This is a genomic window from Nitrospirota bacterium (assembly GCA_016180645.1).
Lineage (GTDB): Bacteria > JACPQY01 > JACPQY01 > JACPQY01 > JACPQY01 > JACPAV01.
In genome coordinates this window covers 180,214-195,950 of sequence record JACPAV010000002.1, presented here as the reverse complement: position 1 = coordinate 195,950, position 15,737 = coordinate 180,214, and the positions used below count along the sequence as shown (strand labels likewise).

The following is a 15,737-nucleotide window of genomic DNA, read 5'->3' as shown; positions in this document are numbered from 1 at the left end:
AAGCATATTCCGGGAGGGGGGCTGCCATGACGAGATCGGCGAGCGGATCCGTTTCGCCCTACTACACGCAGGAGTTCCTGACAGCGCCCAAGTTATGCGGCCCTCCCCGGCTGGGCTCTCAGGACGTTGTCGTTCCCATGGTGATGAAATGGATAGCACCCAAATCCGTCCTCGATCTGGGCTGCAACGACGGCAAGTGGCTCCATGCCTTCAGGAAATACGGAGCGGAGCGGCTGGTGGGGGTGGACGGTCCCTATGTCACGGCTGAAACATTCCACCTGCCTTACGAGTTCTTTCGCCCGGGGAACTTGGCGGAGCCCATCCGCCTTCATGAGCGGTTCGATCTGGCCGTCTCCGTGGAGGTCGGCGAGCACTTGGCGCCAAAGGGAGGCGCGAATCTCGTGCGGAGCCTGACACGGCACGCGCCAGTGGTGCTCTTCTCGGCAGCCTCGCCCTTTCAGGGTGGGCCGGAGCACGTGCACGAACGGTGGCCGATGTGGTGGGCCAGGCTGTTTGATCGCGCCGGATTCTCGGCACTGGATTGTATCCGGCCGCGTATCTGGTCGGATCCGCGCGTGGAATGGTGGTATGCGCAGAACATCTTGCTGTTTGTCCATCGCGACCATATCCGAAAGTACCCTGCGCTGAAAAACGAGCGTTCGCTGCGGGCTTCGCAGGTACCTTCGCTCGTGCATCCGCGAAGGTTCCTGTTCTTCGTGGAAAAGGCTCTCGGCCCATCGGCCTTGGCCCCGGAGGCGGGACTTCCCGCGGGTCGGAGTGGACATGGAATTCGCCCGCACTCCGCGGCTTTCTTGAAGCGTGACGGGGATTCCTTCGCGGGGTGAATGTGAATCGTGACCCATGGGGTGGTCGGCGGAGAGAGGCCGTCTGATATGGATTCTGTCGCGCTGGAGTCGGTCCGGCTATCCATGTGCATCCGTCCGGGAACGCCCCTGGTCCAGGAATGTCCGCTCCCGGATGACGTGGGGGGGTGCATCTCCAGACTGAGATCCGGAGAGGTCTTCGTGGATATCGGGGCCAACATCGGGTGGTTCACCGTAGCGGCCGCCCTGCGGGTGGGCGCGGCGGGGCGGGTCTACAGTTTCGAGCCTTCCTCCACATACTCCCGACTTCTGATACAGAATGTTCAAGCCAACGATGCCGGACCTCGCGTCCAGTTGGTGCGCGGGGCGGTCGGGGCCAGGAAAGGGTCGGCCACGTTGGTCCACTCCGGGTGGACCGGATCGACGGCAGGCTTCTACACCGATGGCTCGCCGGAGACCCACTGGGATCCGCAAGTCAACCGTCTGCTTGCGGATCGGCTGAAGACGGGCGTCTACATCTATTCCACGGGTGGATCTGCGCGCGAGCTTTTCCAGTTTCTCCGCTCGGATCCGTCTCACAACATTCTCGGGTTCATGGACACCTACGCGAAGTCCGGTGGGACGTTGGAGGGACTGCCGGTCTACAATCTTCTGGACGGTTTCCGCCCCCGTCCCGGCTCAACCGTCCTGATCACGGGGATGTTCCGATGGGAGATCGAACGATGGGTCAGGGAACACGGGATGATTCCCGGTCAGGACTATCTGCAGATTGCAACGCTGGGGCCCGTGGAGATCGTACCCCAGATTACTTTGGACTCGTTCGTGTCCGAACGGGGGATGGATCGGCTCGATTTCATCAAGATCGATGTCGATGGGGGCGAGGCGGATGTTCTTGAAGGGGCCGCGCAGGTCCTGTCCCGATTCCGGCCGCGGCTCTACATCGAAGTGAGCCGGTATCGAAACAATCTTGAGCGAGTATGGGACGCCTTGACCGGCCTTGGATACGGCATCCGGGACGATACCGGCGCAAGGAGATTGGGATCGTTGGGAGAGTACACGGGTTACGTGGGCGAGGCGCTCAACCGCAATATTTTTGCGGAGTCGCCGGGCTTCCCACGTGGAAACTAGCCGGCCGGTCCCGGCACGATCGAGGGTATCCTCCGGTCGGATGAAACTTGAGAGAGGAAACCGCCGTGCGGATCGGTGTCATATCTGAGCGTCCATGGGCCTCGGATATCCGGTTGCGGAAGCTCCTCGATGAACTGAAACAATCCGGGCACTCCATTTTCGTCTTGTGCGGAGGAGGGGAGGCGGCGTCCGCGGGTGTCTCGCCCGATGGGACCGCCTATTCGGAGCTGCCGATTCCGGCGGGCTTCTCCAAGGTCTGGACACTGGAATTTCTCAGCGAAACGTATCTTTCGCCCCGTTCCCCCTGGGTCCCGGAAATCGAGCGGTTCTTGCGGGAGGTGAAGCCGGATGTGCTGCATGTGAACGATCTCCCCCTCAGCGCCGTCGTGTGCCGCATTGCCGTGGAACGATCCCTCCCGGTCGTGGTGGACTATCATCATGAGGGCTGGCCGGAGATGGTCAGGGCCTTGGCGGAGATCCGGGGGGCCACGACACCTTGGTGGTCTCAGCGAGAAGAGGTTTTCCGACTGTGGGAGGAAATCGAGCAATCATGTTTTTTCGGCGCGACCCGCATTCTGATGGTTGACGAAGCGCTCATCGCGGTTTTTTCAGACCGGGGTTGCGCAAAGGACAAGCTTGCGGTGGTGCGCAATACCCCTCGACCCGGAGACCTGCCCCGCCCGAATGGCCGCCGCGAGTTTGCTCCGTTCAGTTTCGATCTGGGCTACCTCGGTTCTTACGATCTCATGAAGGACATCCCGGGCCTGATTCGCGCCGTCGCGGGCATTCCCAAAGCGAGGCGGCCGAAACTCCTCCTGGCCGGCGCGGGTGAGCAGGAGACCGAGGTTCGATCCCTTGTCGCCCATTTGCAACTGGACGAGGCGGTGACCCCGTTGGGTTGGGTTCAGAAGCAACGGTTCGGCGAGCTGATTGAGGCGTGCAAAGTGTGCCTCATCCCCTTCCGTGTCAATCCGTTCACGCATCAGACCTCCCCCAGCAAGGTTTTCGAGTACATGTATTTTTCGCGTCCCGTCCTCTCCTCCGCCATGCGGCATGTTTCGACCCTCCTCCGATCGACGGAGTGCGGCCTGTCGTGTTCCTTCGATGGACCTTCCTTCGCCGAGGCCTTCAGCCTGTTGTCGGAGCCCAAGGTCCTCCGGGAATTCGGTTCCCGTGGGCGTGAGGCCGTCGAAAAACAATACGCCTGGGCGGACGACGCGGGCAGACTGGTGCGCCAATTCCAGACCATCGGTTGATCGGCGAGGAGCGGCAGGCCCGCGCGCGCATTCTGTACCTCTCGATGGGGGTGCCGTTCGACCGGTTCTTTCTGCAAGGTCTTCTCGGAGAGGGCTTCGATCTCCACTATGTCTACTTGCAGGAGGAGGGAAAGGAGCACTGCCCTCCCGCCGTGCCCCGAACCTGGCTGGGGTACCACGCCATCCGCGGTGAAGGGGTATGGCGCTCCGGGCGTCGCTTTGCGGGCAAGCTGCCTGCGCTGTTGAGGTATCTTCGGATCGCGCGACAATTCGGACCCGATTTGATCCACACCGGCTGGTTCCCTGCGGTCGGCTCCTGGCCCGCGCTCACCGGCTACCGGCCGGTTTCTCTCTGGGTGTTCGGCAGCGACATTCTGATTCGCGCCAAGGACCGCGCCTGGGTGCGACGTCTAGGGAGGTTCACCTTGGCCCGGTCTTCACTGATTCTTGCCGACAATGAGTACGTGCTGAGCGAGGTCGTCCGACTGGGCGGGGCCGCCGATCGATCCCAGGTATTCGCCGCGTTGGTGGATGTGACTCGTTTCCGACCCTCCCTCTCCCTCCGCAACGCCGTGAGAAAAAGGTACCGTTGGGGAAATCAGAAAGTGATCCTGATGGCGCGGCATCTGGAACCGCTCTATCGCCCGGCGGACGCCGTCCGGGCCTTCGCCCTCCTCTCGAAGCGGGTGCCTGGATGCCGGCTCGTCTTCTGCGGGGATGGAAGCCTGAGGCCCTCACTCCGGCGATTGGCCGCCGACCTGGGCGCGCTCGATCGGGTGGATTTCATGGGCCATCTCGCTCACGAGGAGATGGCCGGCCTGTACAATGCGGCGGACGTCTACCTCAAGTGCGTGGAGTCGGAGGCCACGGGCGTTTCGATGCTGGAGGCCATGAGCTGCGGTCTGCCGGTGATATCGGCCGACATCCCATCCGTCCGTGAGTGGGTGATCGAAGGGCTGAACGGACTTCTCTTCCCCGTAGGCGAGGTAAACGCGTTGGCGGACCGGCTGCGGTTCCTCCTAACCGATTCCGCCGCGCGGAAGCGCATGGGCAAGAAGGGCCGTGAAAGGGCGCGGGATCGGATGTCGAAAATCGGCTTCCCGGACCTGGCTCGCGCGCTGGATCGTCTGGTGTCCGAGCGGACGGGAAGCCGCCACGCACCCGGCTGATTCAGGCCGCCGTCCCCTCCCGGCGGCCCTCCAGCAGGACTTGGGCCAGGAAGAAATCCCGCTCGTAGGAGGCATCCAGACTGGCGGGCTCCTCGAGTCGAAGGGCGCGGAATCGTCCGGACCTCAGGGATCGCTCCCACGAATTTACGAGCGAGTATGGAAAGACGGTCATGGCGCTGCATGCTTCATGCACCGTCGGGTAGTTCTGCCGGCGGAATTCGAAATTCTTGCCCTTGTGAGAGAAGTAGAGGCTGTAGTTGTACCACTGATTGGTGTGGATCGCGCAAACGTACTTGCCCCGCCCCTGGGGAATCCGTCGTTCATGGCAGAAATGAAGGGGATGAGGATCCGGCCGGCGGACGGTCGCATGGATTTGCTGGGCCTCCCCTTGTCGCCGCAGGGCCGTCAAGAGGGCCCCCGGCTCGATAAAGCAGAAGAAGGGGTTTACGACCATCAGCGTCCCCTCGGTCTTCTTCGGCGCCAGCCGTCGGAGGGCCTTGGCCGGCGAGTTCGAACGGCAAAAGCGGACCCCATGGCCGGATAGGAGCCCGGCCGCTTCCCGGAGCATGTCCATTGAGTCGCTGACGAAATTCGTGCGGAAGGGGTGGAGAGTGTGGTGAACTTCCAAGGCCCGGCCCGTAACGTTGGCCAGGGCCGACCGCCAGTGGGGGCCTACGCTCCAGAACGTGCCGGGTCGAACCACGGCGCAAAAGACCAGGGTGGAATCGATCGCACTCATTGAAGAAGGGCAGGCCTTACGCCCGAGGCGATCAGTTTTCGGGCCAGGGTCAGCTCACGAGGCGTATCGATGTCCACGGCTTCAACCCAAGTCACCTCGATGGTGGCATGCCCTCGGGTGTTGATCCCCAAGTTCCGGAGACGGGTCGCATATCGTTTCATGAGACGGAGGATCTCGCGCTCGTTCATGGCCGCGGGATCAAAGGAGGGGAAGTACCGCACGGCCCCCGCGGCGGCCGTACCCAGATACCACCGCTTGGATCGCGTTCGGAATTGGACGCGGCTCAATACTCCTTCATCCTCGAGAAAAAAGAGGCGACTCGATGCCGGAGTGCGAATCACCGTTCGGGCCGACATACCTTTCAACGCATGCCCGATCACCTGATCGATCGTCTTCGCGCGAACGAACGGATACGTCGGAAGCACGGTGGCGGTGGCCGCCGGCCTGTAGCCTTCGTGCTCGCGAAGCCAATGGAGGGCGTGGAGTTGGGCCACCGTGAGAGGACTTGTGTCTTGGCCCAGTTCGGCGGGTCTAAGAAAGGGCGCATCGGCGCCGAACGACCTCGCGACTCTCGCGATTTCCTCGTCGTCCGTGGTGACGAGGATCCGCGGGTTGAAAGCGCTCTTTCGCGCGGCGGCGATCGCGTAGGCCAGAAGGGGGTACCCGCAAAGATCAACGATGTTTTTGTGGGGAATGCCTTTGGACCCGCCTCGGGCGGGTATGAGGACCAGTACGGACTTCTTTCCTAGCGGCGCCACTTCCCTGTGCCTTCAGGGGGAAAATTATAGTGATGCATGTCGCGGTGTCAAGCCGGCCCGAGCCTAAAGTTTGTTCGTTTGATGAACGAACATATAGGGGGATGTTCGGACGCTGGGGCCGCGACTTTAGGGGTGCTTGGAAACAAGGATCGCGCCTTGACAGGCTCTCAACCTGAAACTATAATCTAGGATAAGCTCAAGGATGATGCGAAGATACAAAGTGCGCCAGGGACGCGGAGCACGCCTTCCGTCTCCCATCCCATCCACACACCCGACCGCATGGGGATGGTGGACCTAGCTCCACTCTCAACACCCACCGCCATGGCCGACGCCGTTGGGCGGGGGTTGGGCGGGGCCGTCCCGAATCGCGCCGGGCGCGAGCTTTCAGGACGGTGGGAATCGGGTCCGGCGGTGTCCCCCGACCTGCATCAATTGGGTCTCGTCCTTGAACGGATCAGGCGAAGGTTTCCGGTCCTACCCGTCATGGCTATCCCCTGGTTGTATCTCAAACATCCCGTCCACGCCGTTCAGGAATCCGTTCTGACGCAGGAGGGCGGGCCGGATGCAGTCCTCCAAGCCGCGGGGAAGGCCGGTTCCTTTTCCCTCCGGAGCATTTGGTCTTCAACCCGGACCCTGTGGCGGTTCGCGCTCCGCACGGGGAAAACCGTTCGGACAATCCGGGCCTCGCAGAGGCGCGAGATTCAAGAGCTTACGCGAAGAAACTTCGACGTTGTAATCAAGACTTGGTGTTATGGCCCGGCCCGGGCGGAGGACGGCAGCGATTTTTATTTTGGTGATCTCCAAGGGAGGCTCGAGCGGAAGGGCGTGCGGACGCTGATGATATGCGGAGACGGATCAAGCGGAGATCCTCACGCTTTTGCCCGATCCCGTCTGTCGACGAAGGAGAAGCACGCGATGGCGGAAGTGGCCCTCGTGCCGCCGTCGGCGCCGATTCAAATGGCCATCCTCCAAACGAAATGGTCCTGGCGATTGGCGCGGGAAGCCTCGCGCGCGACCGACCCCGTGGAACGCGGACTCTGCCGCCAAGCGAGTCAGGATTGCCTGGGGCTTCTTCCCCATCGCAACGGCCTGTTCTACTGGATCGGCCGGGAGGTCGCCCGTCGATGGAGTCCCCGCGTGTTCCTGACCCTCTATGAAGGGCACGGTTGGGAGAAGTGCGCGGGCCGGGGAATCAAGGAGATCTCGCCGGCCACGCGAATTGCCGGCTACGCGCACACGATGCTTTTTCCCGAGTCCTTGTCGTTGATCCGACCCACGAAGGAACTGGGGCCCGGTTCCACACCCGACTTGGTCTTGTGCCTGGGGGAAGAGACCCTGGCCGCGATGCGTTCCGGACACGACGTCCACGGAATTGACCTGATTCGGTTCGGAAGTTGTCGGCGGCGGCTCCGATCGGGAGCGTCTCAGCCACGGTCCAACCTCGGCGCGGTCCTCTTCGTTCCGGAGGGATTGGAGACGGAAGTGGACGATTTCTATCGCGCGGCGGAGGAGTGCGCCCGCCGATTCCCGGACCGCGAATTTATTCTCAGGGCACACCCCATGCTTCCAGACCGCCGGGTCTTGGCGAGCGTACGAGAGTCCGCCCGGAAATGGCCCAATCTGGAGATCTCCGAGAGACCGGTCGAGGAGGACTTTGCGCGGTCTTCCTTCGTCATCTATCGAGGCTCCTCCGCGGCGCTCCATGCGGTGCTCCAGGGATTGCGGCCGGTCTATCTGAGGGGCCAATCCGCCCATTCCGGCGATCCCCTTGCGGGCATGAACGAATGGCGGCTTTGGACGGAGTCACCCGGCGCGCTGGCCGAGGTGTTGGACACCGCCTTCCAGCCGGACTACAGGCCCGATCCCGGGGCTTGGGAGAATGCCCTGAAATATGTTGAAACCTACTTGGGGCTCGTGACGGAGCGTTCGATTTCGACCTTTCTCGAGGCGGCGGGATTCACGCACCGTGGAGGAGCGGCGTGAACTGCGTCATTTTCGGATTCGGATACATGGGGAAAATTCGCCATCGGGTTCTCCGGGAACATCCGCGCGTCGGCAGGATCTGGATCGTGGAGCCTGCCGGTCCTGTCCCGGTGACCGGCGGGGATGTGGCCTGGGTGACGTCCTCGGAGGAGGTAGACTGGAGCGACGTAGGCGCGGCGTTTGTCTGCACACCGAACGATGTGACCGTAGACCTCTGCGTGGAAGCGTTGGAACGGTGCGGAAATGTCTTTTGTGAGAAACCGCCGGGCCGGAACTGGGAGGATTTTTCTCGGATCGCAGAGGCCGTGTCGGGGAAGACCCGTCGGAGGATCGTCTTCGGGTTCAACCACAGGCTCCACCCATCCGTCCAGGCGGCGAAGGCATTTCTGGGAGAAGGCGGGTTGGGGGAGGTCATTCACCTTAAGGCCACCTACGGCAAGTCCGGCGGATTGAACTATCGGGAAAATTGGCGGAATCGATACGAGGTGTCGGGGGGGGGAATCCTGCTGGACCAGGGAGTCCACATGCTGGATCTCTTTCAATTTTTCTGCGGCCCGATGAGGGTGGTTCAGGCCGTTCTCCGCGATTCATTCTGGGGATGCGGGGTGGAGGACAATGCCTTCGTGCTTCTCGAATCGGAACGGGGAGTCCCGGCTTTCCTGCACTCGTCCGCGACCCTCTGGAAGCATACCTTTCGAGTCGAGGTCGGGTGCAGGGACGGGTACTTGGTTCTCTCGGGCCTCCTGTCCCAGACAGGCAGTTATGGGCGGGAACAACTGGTGGTCGGTCGGCGCCAATTCGAAGACGAGGCGCTGGCCCTGGGCAATCCTCGGGAGGAAATCATCTACTTCGATCGGGACGATTCATGGAAGAAAGAAACGTTTGAATTCGTCGACTCCATCCTCGAAGGGCGATCCCCAACGCACGGCACGCTCCCGGAGGCCGCCCATATCATGAGTCTCGTGCGTGAAGTCTATGCCTGTGTGGGACGCCGGCCGGGCCTCGAACCCCAAGAGCCCCGTCGACCGAGGATCTGGGGAGATCGGCGCCCGGGCCCGTCTGCGACCCTTGCCGAATCGCGATGACCGGTCGAGACGGGACGCGACGCGCGGAGGCGATGGCCGGTGATTGAGAAAACCCGATTCCGCGTACTCCTGGTCTACCCCAATTTGAGCCTCATGCTTACCCCTTCGTACGCCGTCGCGCTCTTCACTTCTCTCTTGAAGAATCAGGGCTACGAAATCGATCTTTTCGATGCCACGCCCTATCGCCCCGCCATCGAGTTTCTCGGGGAGGCCTTGCCCATCACGCGCGCCAACAAGATGGTCAACAGCCGGCGGTTCGAGCCGGGCGACATCTTCCCGGACGTCCGCGAAGATCTGGATGGAGATTTCGCCCGCAAGCTCGACGCGTTCAAGCCTCACGCGGCCGTCCTGTGCACACTGGTCGAGGATGCCTGGCCGCAGGCGAAACGCATGCTGGAGATCCTCTCCACCTACCCGGACATCCGGACTCTCGTTGGAGGCGTATTTGCCACCATGGCCCCCGACATCGTCGCCGCAGCCCCCCAAGTTTCCGTCATGGGAACCGGTGAAGGGGAGGAGACCCTCGTGGAATTCTGCGAGCGCGTCCGTCAAGGAGCCGATCTCGCGACCCTGCCGGGCGCCTGGGTTCGAACGCCCGACGGCGCCTTCGCGCGGAACCTCCCGAGACCGCTGGTCGACATCAACCGGGTCCTTCCCGATTGGTCACTCTTCTCCGAAAAGCGGTTCTTCCGACCCCTCGGAAAGAAGATATGGAAGACCATCCCGATCGAGACCTACCGGGGCTGCCCCTATACCTGCTCCTTCTGCAATTCACCCACGCAGCTCGTGATCGCCAAGGAGAAGAAGCAGGGCTTCTTCCTCCGCCGGAAGAGCATGGAAACCCTCCGAAACGAGATGGAGCAGATGATCCGGCGCTATTCCCCGGAGTTCTTCTACTTCGTGGACGATGCGTTCATGGCCCGCCCCAAGGCGGAAATCGCATCTTTCGCGCGTATGTACCGTGATTTCAAAATCCCCTTCTGGTTCCAGACGCGCCTCGAAGACATCGATGAGGAGAAACTGACTTGGCTTCAAGAGGTCGGATGTTACCGGATCTCTTTCGGCCTTGAGCACGGAAATGAAGCGTTTCGGAAGAAGGTGATCGAGCGGCACGTGACGAACGCGAAAATCCTCGAGAAATGTTCCACCGTGGCCAAAGTGGGCATCCCGTTTACGCTCAACAACATGGTGGGGTTTCCGTTTGAAACGCGGGAACTGTTCTTCGACACCATCGCGCTGAATCGCGAAATCGGGTCGTTCGACTCGGTCAGCGTCAATATTTTTGTGCCCTACCATGGCACGGGGCTCCGAGATGCGGCGGTCCGGGCGGGTTGGCTGGATCCCGAACGGCAGACGACGTCCGTCATCGGGGAGTCCATTCTCGACATGCCCGCCCCCTACCTCTCGGCCAAGGAGATCCTTGGGCTGCAGCGAACGTTCCCGCTCCATGTCAAACTTCCGATTTCGCGCGCCGGCGATATCCGAAGGGCGGAGAGTTTCGATGAGTTGGGAAACAAGGTCTTTGAGCGGCTTTCTCGCGAGTACTACCAAATCATGTACGGCGAGGACGAAGTCACCCGGAGGTTGACCTATGTGGGGTGAAGAATATCGCTCCGCTTCTCCCACGCCTGAATCGTTGTCTCCGGTCCCTTTCTCGGTCCAATCCGGTCTTGCGGTTCCCCTGTCTTCCGTCAAGCCGCTGGACCGGCTGGGCGGATACCGGTCGTTCTGCATCGACACGGTGAGAAACGCCTTGCGGGTGTCGGGGACACCCCGAACCTCCTGTCCGGCGTGTCACTTGGACCTGGCGCCGATCGGGGTGGTGGAGCAACTTCCGTACGCCGGCTGCGGCCGCTGCCGAGGATTCTTCCTTCAGGAGATTCCCAACGCCGATCGGTGGGCGGAAGTCTTGAGGAGCACCGCAGAGGGACGACGGAGGAACCTGGAATTCTCCCCGGGATTGGCGGCTTCGAGGCAGGACAAGGTGTATCTCCCCAAGATCGAATGGATCCGGAACAGTCTGCGGCTTCACGGAATGGGCCGAACTCACGCGCTGGATGTGGGGATACCGCCGGGCGACATGGCCCCCCTGCTCCGGGGGTCGCGGCTGTTTTCCGAAGTGTCAACGGTGGATGAGGCACGATTGACCGAAACGGCCGTGGGGAGCGAGGTCCGGGAATTGGAAGAAGGCACCCGGAGGAGAACGGTCGCGCGGGCGGGGGTTGCGGTTCTGCTGGAGGCGCTCGACCGGGCGCGAGACCCGGCCCGGCTCCTCCGCGGGGTCCGCGAACGCTTGGTGGAGGGTGGTCTCCTCTTTCTGACGGCGGCGGTCAGCTCGGGGTTCGATATGACCGTCTTGGGATTGCGCAACAAGTATCTCTATCCGCCGGATCGGACGAATTGCTTTGGGCTTGCGGGGCTTGAGCAGCTCCTCCGGGCCACAGGGTTTGAATTGATCGAGGTCAGCACGCCGGGCGCTCTGGATATCGAGACGGTTCGTGTTCACGCACAAGAAGATGGGGCCATTCCCCTGTCTCCCTTCGAGCGCCGGCTTCTGGAGAGCGGTTCCGAGGTGCAAGAAGCATTTCAGTCCTTCCTCCAGGAGATGCGAATGAGCTCTTTTGCGCGGGTGGTCGGCAGGAAATCCGATGGGCGAAAGGGAAGCGAGGCATGAGCATGCTCGTAGGCCGCAACCGGGGCACGAACAACCGCGCCGCGGGCGCACGAGGGAAGGTCCGCGATTCCGGATATCTCCGGCGCTATATGCGGGAGGCTGCGCAGGTGGCCCGCCGAATCGACGTTTCCGTGATGGATCGCATGGTGGAACGCCTGGTGGGACTTCGCGAAGCGGGTGGACGCCTTTTCTTGTGCGGTGTCGGCGGGAGTGCGGGAAACTGCAGTCACGCCGTGAACGATTTCCGAAAGTTGGCCGGAATCGAAGCCTATTCGCCCGTGGACAACGTTTCCGAATTGACGGCGAGGACCAATGACGAGGGGTGGCGGACCGTCTTTTCCGCGTGGCTGGGCGTGAGTCACGCCGGCCCGCGGGATGTCCTCTTTGTCCTTTCGGTGGGGGGAGGGAGCGTGGAACCTCAAGTCAGCTTGAACCTGGTGGACGCCATCGAGGAGGCCAAGCGACGCCGGATGGACGTCCTGGGCATCGTCGGACGCGACGGCGGCCACACGTCGAGGCGGGGGGACATCGTTTTGATTGTCCCAACGGTCAACGCTGAGAGCGTGACGCCCTACACGGAGTCGTTCCAGTCCGTGGTGTGGCACGCCATGGTTTGCGATCCGCGCCTCGCGATCGCGGGGAACAGGTGGGAGTCCGAGTCGAAATCCGCCTCCAGGGAGGCGGGGGGCGCCTCGGTGGGAGCGGCGCCATGACGCGGCTCACGGGCCTTTTTCTCGATACCGGCAAACTGGAGGAAATTGAGAAGTACCATCGACTGGGAATCATCCGCGGAGTGACGACGAATCCCACGATCCTTCTGAGAGATGGAATCGGGGGCGGTTGGGAAGGCATGCAAACGCACTGCCGGGAGATGGCCCGCCTTGTGGACCCCTTGCCGGTTTCCTTCGAGGTGACGGCGGGAGACCCCGCCGAAATGCGGGAGCAGGCCCGCCTCATGGCGGGATGGGGCAAGAATGCGGTCGTGAAAATTCCCATCCACGGACCCAACGGGGGAACGGAATACCTGAAACTGGCGCACGAGCTGGAATCGAAAGGAAACATTCGTGTGAATGTGACGGCCATGTTGAGCGCGCAACAGTGCCTGCTCGCCGCGATGGCCGGGGCAACGTATGTTTCGATCTTCGGCGGGCGGGTCAACAACATGGGATATGATTCCCGGACGGAGATCCGGCGGACGAGGAGTCTGCTCGATGCCTTCGGGAACGGGGCGAAAATTATCGCCGGGTCCACGCGGGAGGCGTTGAACGTGATCGAGTGGTTTGAGGCCGGCGCGGACATCGTCACGGTGGTCCCCTCGCTGGTGGAAACGATCCTGGTGCATCCCTACAGCAAAGAGACGGTCCGGCAATTCCTGGAAGACGGAACCCGACTTCAAAAGAAGTGAGATGGAGCCCCACCGCTGGTATCAAAAGTGGCAGAACCGGAAGCATGCGGAGGCGTTCGACTTCCGCGTCGGCCTGGGCCGAGGCAACCTGGCCCGGAAATATGGATCTACAGAAACCGAATGGTGCTGGGCGGCCCACACAACCGGTTTCTTCCGAAGGATTGCTATTGTCCCGAATCGGGCGCCGTCGAATCGGCGGTCGGGGTGTTTCTCAAGACGAACGCGCCCGGGACGGTTGCGGTGAAAGATCGCCGGGATGCGAATCCCGTCTACACGTTGGACCAAGCCTTGAGACAGTGGCCGGCGGGCGGGAAACGCCTGCTCCAGTTGCGTTGGACACGGAACGGCCGACCGGCCTGAACGACGGTGGCCCGTCCCCCCCTGAACGGGAAAATCTTCCAACGGCGGAGCCCCGTCTTCGGGGCCTGGATGTCGCTCGCCCATCCCTCGATCGCGGAAACCTTCGGCCTGGCGGGTTTCGATTTCCTCGGCATTGACCTTGAGCACAGTACGATCGGTCAGGAACAGGCGCAACGAATCATCGCGGCAGCCCACGCGGCGGGGGTGCCCTGTCTTCCTCGAATCTCCTCCCATAACTCGGAGCAAGCCAAGCGGCTGCTGGACTCCGGAGCCGCCGGACTCATCGTGCCGCAAGTCTCGACTCGGGAGCAGGTGGAACGCCTGGTCGAGTGGTGCAAGTACCCGCCGGTGGGAAAACGGAGCTACGGCGTAGCGCGCGCCCAAGGTTACGGGTTCCGTTTCGAAGAGTACGTTAGGAACTGGAACGCGCGTTCGTCGATCATCATTCAGATTGAGTCCATCGAGGGAGTGGACGCCGCGGATGAGCTTCTGGCCTGCCCCGAGGTGGACGGCGTGATGGTGGGACCCTACGACCTGTCCGGATCCCTGGGGATCCCCGGGCAATTGGAGGACCGGCGAGTCGTCCAGGCGTGCACCCGGGTCATTCAGGCGTGCCGACGACGGGGAAAAGCGTGCGGCACGCAATTGGTGTCGCCCTCCCGTGCGGGCGTGGGACGGGTGCTCAAGATGGGATACACCTTTGCGGTCCTAGCGTCCGACGTTTTTGTGCTCTGGAAATGGAGCGAGCGGATGCGGGCTCTCATTTGCGCGTGCCGAGGCAAAGGGGCCGTCGTTCACGTGAAGAAGGGACGGGCTTCGGCCGGGCGGTCTGCCGAAGGCGGTCCCTTTCCCGCGCGTCCGTGAATCTGGAGGATCTCTTCGCTCTGAGGGGCAAGGTGGCCGTGGTGGCCGGGGGGCACGGGCACCTGGGTTCCGCTCTCACCGAGGCCATGCGGGGGGCGGGGATGGAAGTCGTGGTCCTTGACGTTGCGGGAGCGGGGTCGAAGGATGCCCGGTGCCTGCCGTGTGACGTGACCTCCAAGAACGATCTCGGTCGGTGTCGCGATGAAATCCTTCGGCGGTTTGGACGGGTGGATGTCCTCCTCAATGCCGCCGGGACGAATGCTCCGACCTCGTTCATGGAGATCTCAGCGGCGGAGATCGAGAGGATCATGGGGGTCAATCTTGTGGGACCGCTCTACGCGTGCCAGGTGTTTGGAGAGACGATGATCCGGCAACGCGGCGGCTCCATCATTAATTTCAGTTCCGTCTCGTCCGGCCCTCCTCTGTCGAAGGCGTTTGTCTATTCAGCGGCGAAGGCGGCGATTACCAATCTGACGCAGAATCTCGCCCGAGAATGGGCGCCGTACGACGTCCGGGTCAACGCCCTGAGGCCGGGTTTCTTTCCCACACCATGGAGCATGGAGCATTTCATCGACGACGACCGAAAAGCCAGGATCCTGGGTCACACGCCCATGGGACGGTTCGGCCGGCCCGAGGAGTTGGTGGGCGCCGTCCTTTGGCTGTCCTCCGCTGCGGCTCGATTCGTCACGGGAGCGGTCATCTCGGTCGATGGCGGTTTCACGGCGATGACCCTATGAAGGCGGGTTCCGGAGGGATCGCGGCCGTAACGGGCGGCACGCGCGGCATCGGAAGGGCCATCGCCGACGTTTTCCTGGCCGAAGGGTACCGTGTGGGAGTCTGCTCGCGATCGTCAAGGCCGGACCCTCTCCCCGACGGCATGGTGCATGTTCAGGCGGACGTGCGACATAGAGGGGAAGTGGGGGGCTTCGTGTCCGAAATCGTCAGGCGGTGGGGGGGAGTGGATGTGTGGGTCAATTGCGCCGGGAGATCGCGATGGCGGAGTCTGGGTGACCTGGATCCGGAATTTGTGGCGGGGATCTTTGAGACGAATGTTTATGGAACCTTGTGGGGGTGCGCCGAGGTGTCGAACTTCATCCGCCCGGGAGGATCCATTGTAAACGTTTCCAGCCTGGCGGGGAAGAGGGGGAGTGCGAACAACAGCGTTTACTGCGCGAGCAAGTTCGCGGTGAACGGCCTTACGCAGGCATTGGCCAAGGAGCTGGGACCTCGCGGAATACGGGTCAATGCGGTGTGCCCCGTCTACATCGAGACCGAGCATCTTCTCGGGGCACTGGAGGAGCCCGCGTCCCCGGCCGCGGGGTCGTCCGTGAAAGCCTACCTGGCGGCTTTTGCCGGGGAGCAAACCGCCTTGGGAAGGCTTCCGATCGCCGAAGAGGTGGCGCGACTCGTGCATTTTCTGGTGAGTCCCGCGGCGTCCGCCATCACCGGACAATGCATCAATGTAGACTGCGGCGCGTTTCCGCAATAATCG

At 62.3% G+C, this 15,737-nt stretch carries 16 protein-coding genes; 14 read left to right on the top strand and 2 right to left on the bottom strand.

Annotation, left to right across the window (positions count from 1 at the left end):
* Positions 1-26 precede the first annotated feature (26 nt).
* From HYT87_00865 to HYT87_00850, 4 genes are read left to right on the top strand one after another with little or no spacing between them, the layout of a single operon-like run.
* On the top strand, positions 27-845 hold the full coding sequence (locus HYT87_00865) for a class I SAM-dependent methyltransferase (GenBank protein MBI2058297.1): 819 nt from the start codon (positions 27-29) through the stop codon (positions 843-845).
* 48 nt (positions 846-893) lie between these two features.
* The gene (locus HYT87_00860) at positions 894-1,952 is read left to right on the top strand and encodes an FkbM family methyltransferase (protein MBI2058296.1); all 1,059 of its coding nucleotides are present in this window, start codon (positions 894-896) and stop codon (positions 1,950-1,952) included.
* Between the two features lie 47 nt (positions 1,953-1,999).
* On the top strand, positions 2,000-3,208 hold the full coding sequence (locus HYT87_00855; GenBank protein MBI2058295.1) for a glycosyltransferase: 1,209 nt from the start codon (positions 2,000-2,002) through the stop codon (positions 3,206-3,208).
* Positions 3,205-4,377, top strand: a complete 1,173-nt coding sequence (locus HYT87_00850) for a glycosyltransferase family 4 protein (GenBank protein MBI2058294.1) — start codon at positions 3,205-3,207, stop codon at positions 4,375-4,377. The genes HYT87_00855 and HYT87_00850 overlap by 4 nt, the downstream gene beginning before the upstream one ends.
* A gap of 1 nt (position 4,378) precedes the next feature.
* Here the strand turns inward: HYT87_00850 and HYT87_00845 are convergent, their stop codons facing one another.
* Positions 4,379-5,116 (bottom strand): hypothetical protein, encoded by a 738-nt coding sequence (locus HYT87_00845; protein ID MBI2058293.1) that lies wholly within the window; start codon positions 5,114-5,116, stop codon positions 4,379-4,381.
* On the bottom strand, positions 5,113-5,874 hold the full coding sequence (locus HYT87_00840; GenBank protein ID MBI2058292.1) for an acylneuraminate cytidylyltransferase family protein: 762 nt from the start codon (positions 5,872-5,874) through the stop codon (positions 5,113-5,115). The genes HYT87_00845 and HYT87_00840 overlap by 4 nt, the downstream gene beginning before the upstream one ends.
* A gap of 321 nt (positions 5,875-6,195) precedes the next feature.
* Here HYT87_00840 and HYT87_00835 point away from each other — a divergent pair, with 321 nt between their 5' ends.
* The 10 genes from HYT87_00835 (at position 6,196) to HYT87_00790 (ending at position 15,734) form a co-directional block, all read left to right on the top strand.
* Complete coding sequence (locus HYT87_00835) at positions 6,196-7,857, top strand: hypothetical protein (protein MBI2058291.1); 1,662 nt, start codon at positions 6,196-6,198, stop codon at positions 7,855-7,857.
* Positions 7,854-8,942, top strand: coding sequence for a Gfo/Idh/MocA family oxidoreductase (locus HYT87_00830; protein MBI2058290.1), 1,089 nt, complete (start codon positions 7,854-7,856; stop codon positions 8,940-8,942). The genes HYT87_00835 and HYT87_00830 overlap by 4 nt, the downstream gene beginning before the upstream one ends.
* 39 nt (positions 8,943-8,981) lie before the next feature.
* Entirely contained in the window at positions 8,982-10,544 is a 1,563-nt protein-coding gene (locus HYT87_00825) for a B12-binding domain-containing radical SAM protein (protein ID MBI2058289.1), read from the top strand.
* Entirely contained in the window at positions 10,534-11,616 is a 1,083-nt protein-coding gene (locus HYT87_00820) for a methyltransferase domain-containing protein (GenBank protein MBI2058288.1), read from the top strand. Before HYT87_00825 ends, HYT87_00820 begins: the two co-directional genes overlap by 11 nt.
* Before the next feature lie 2 nt (positions 11,617-11,618).
* Positions 11,619-12,329: an SIS domain-containing protein gene (locus HYT87_00815; protein ID MBI2058287.1), complete on the top strand. Its 711-nt coding sequence runs from the start codon at positions 11,619-11,621 to the stop codon at positions 12,327-12,329.
* On the top strand, positions 12,326-13,021 hold the full coding sequence (locus tag HYT87_00810) for a transaldolase (protein MBI2058286.1): 696 nt from the start codon (positions 12,326-12,328) through the stop codon (positions 13,019-13,021). The genes HYT87_00815 and HYT87_00810 overlap by 4 nt, the downstream gene beginning before the upstream one ends.
* 120 nt (positions 13,022-13,141) lie before the next feature.
* A complete protein-coding gene (locus HYT87_00805) occupies positions 13,142-13,381 on the top strand; it encodes a hypothetical protein (protein MBI2058285.1) in 240 nt (79 codons plus the stop codon).
* 69 nt (positions 13,382-13,450) lie between these two features.
* The gene (locus tag HYT87_00800; GenBank protein ID MBI2058284.1) at positions 13,451-14,245 is read left to right on the top strand and encodes a 4-hydroxy-2-oxovalerate aldolase; all 795 of its coding nucleotides are present in this window, start codon (positions 13,451-13,453) and stop codon (positions 14,243-14,245) included.
* The gene (locus HYT87_00795; protein MBI2058283.1) at positions 14,242-14,982 is read left to right on the top strand and encodes an SDR family oxidoreductase; all 741 of its coding nucleotides are present in this window, start codon (positions 14,242-14,244) and stop codon (positions 14,980-14,982) included. The genes HYT87_00800 and HYT87_00795 overlap by 4 nt, the downstream gene beginning before the upstream one ends.
* Complete coding sequence (locus HYT87_00790; GenBank protein ID MBI2058282.1) at positions 14,979-15,734, top strand: SDR family oxidoreductase; 756 nt, start codon at positions 14,979-14,981, stop codon at positions 15,732-15,734. The genes HYT87_00795 and HYT87_00790 overlap by 4 nt, the downstream gene beginning before the upstream one ends.
* The last annotated feature ends 3 nt before the right edge of the window (positions 15,735-15,737 follow it).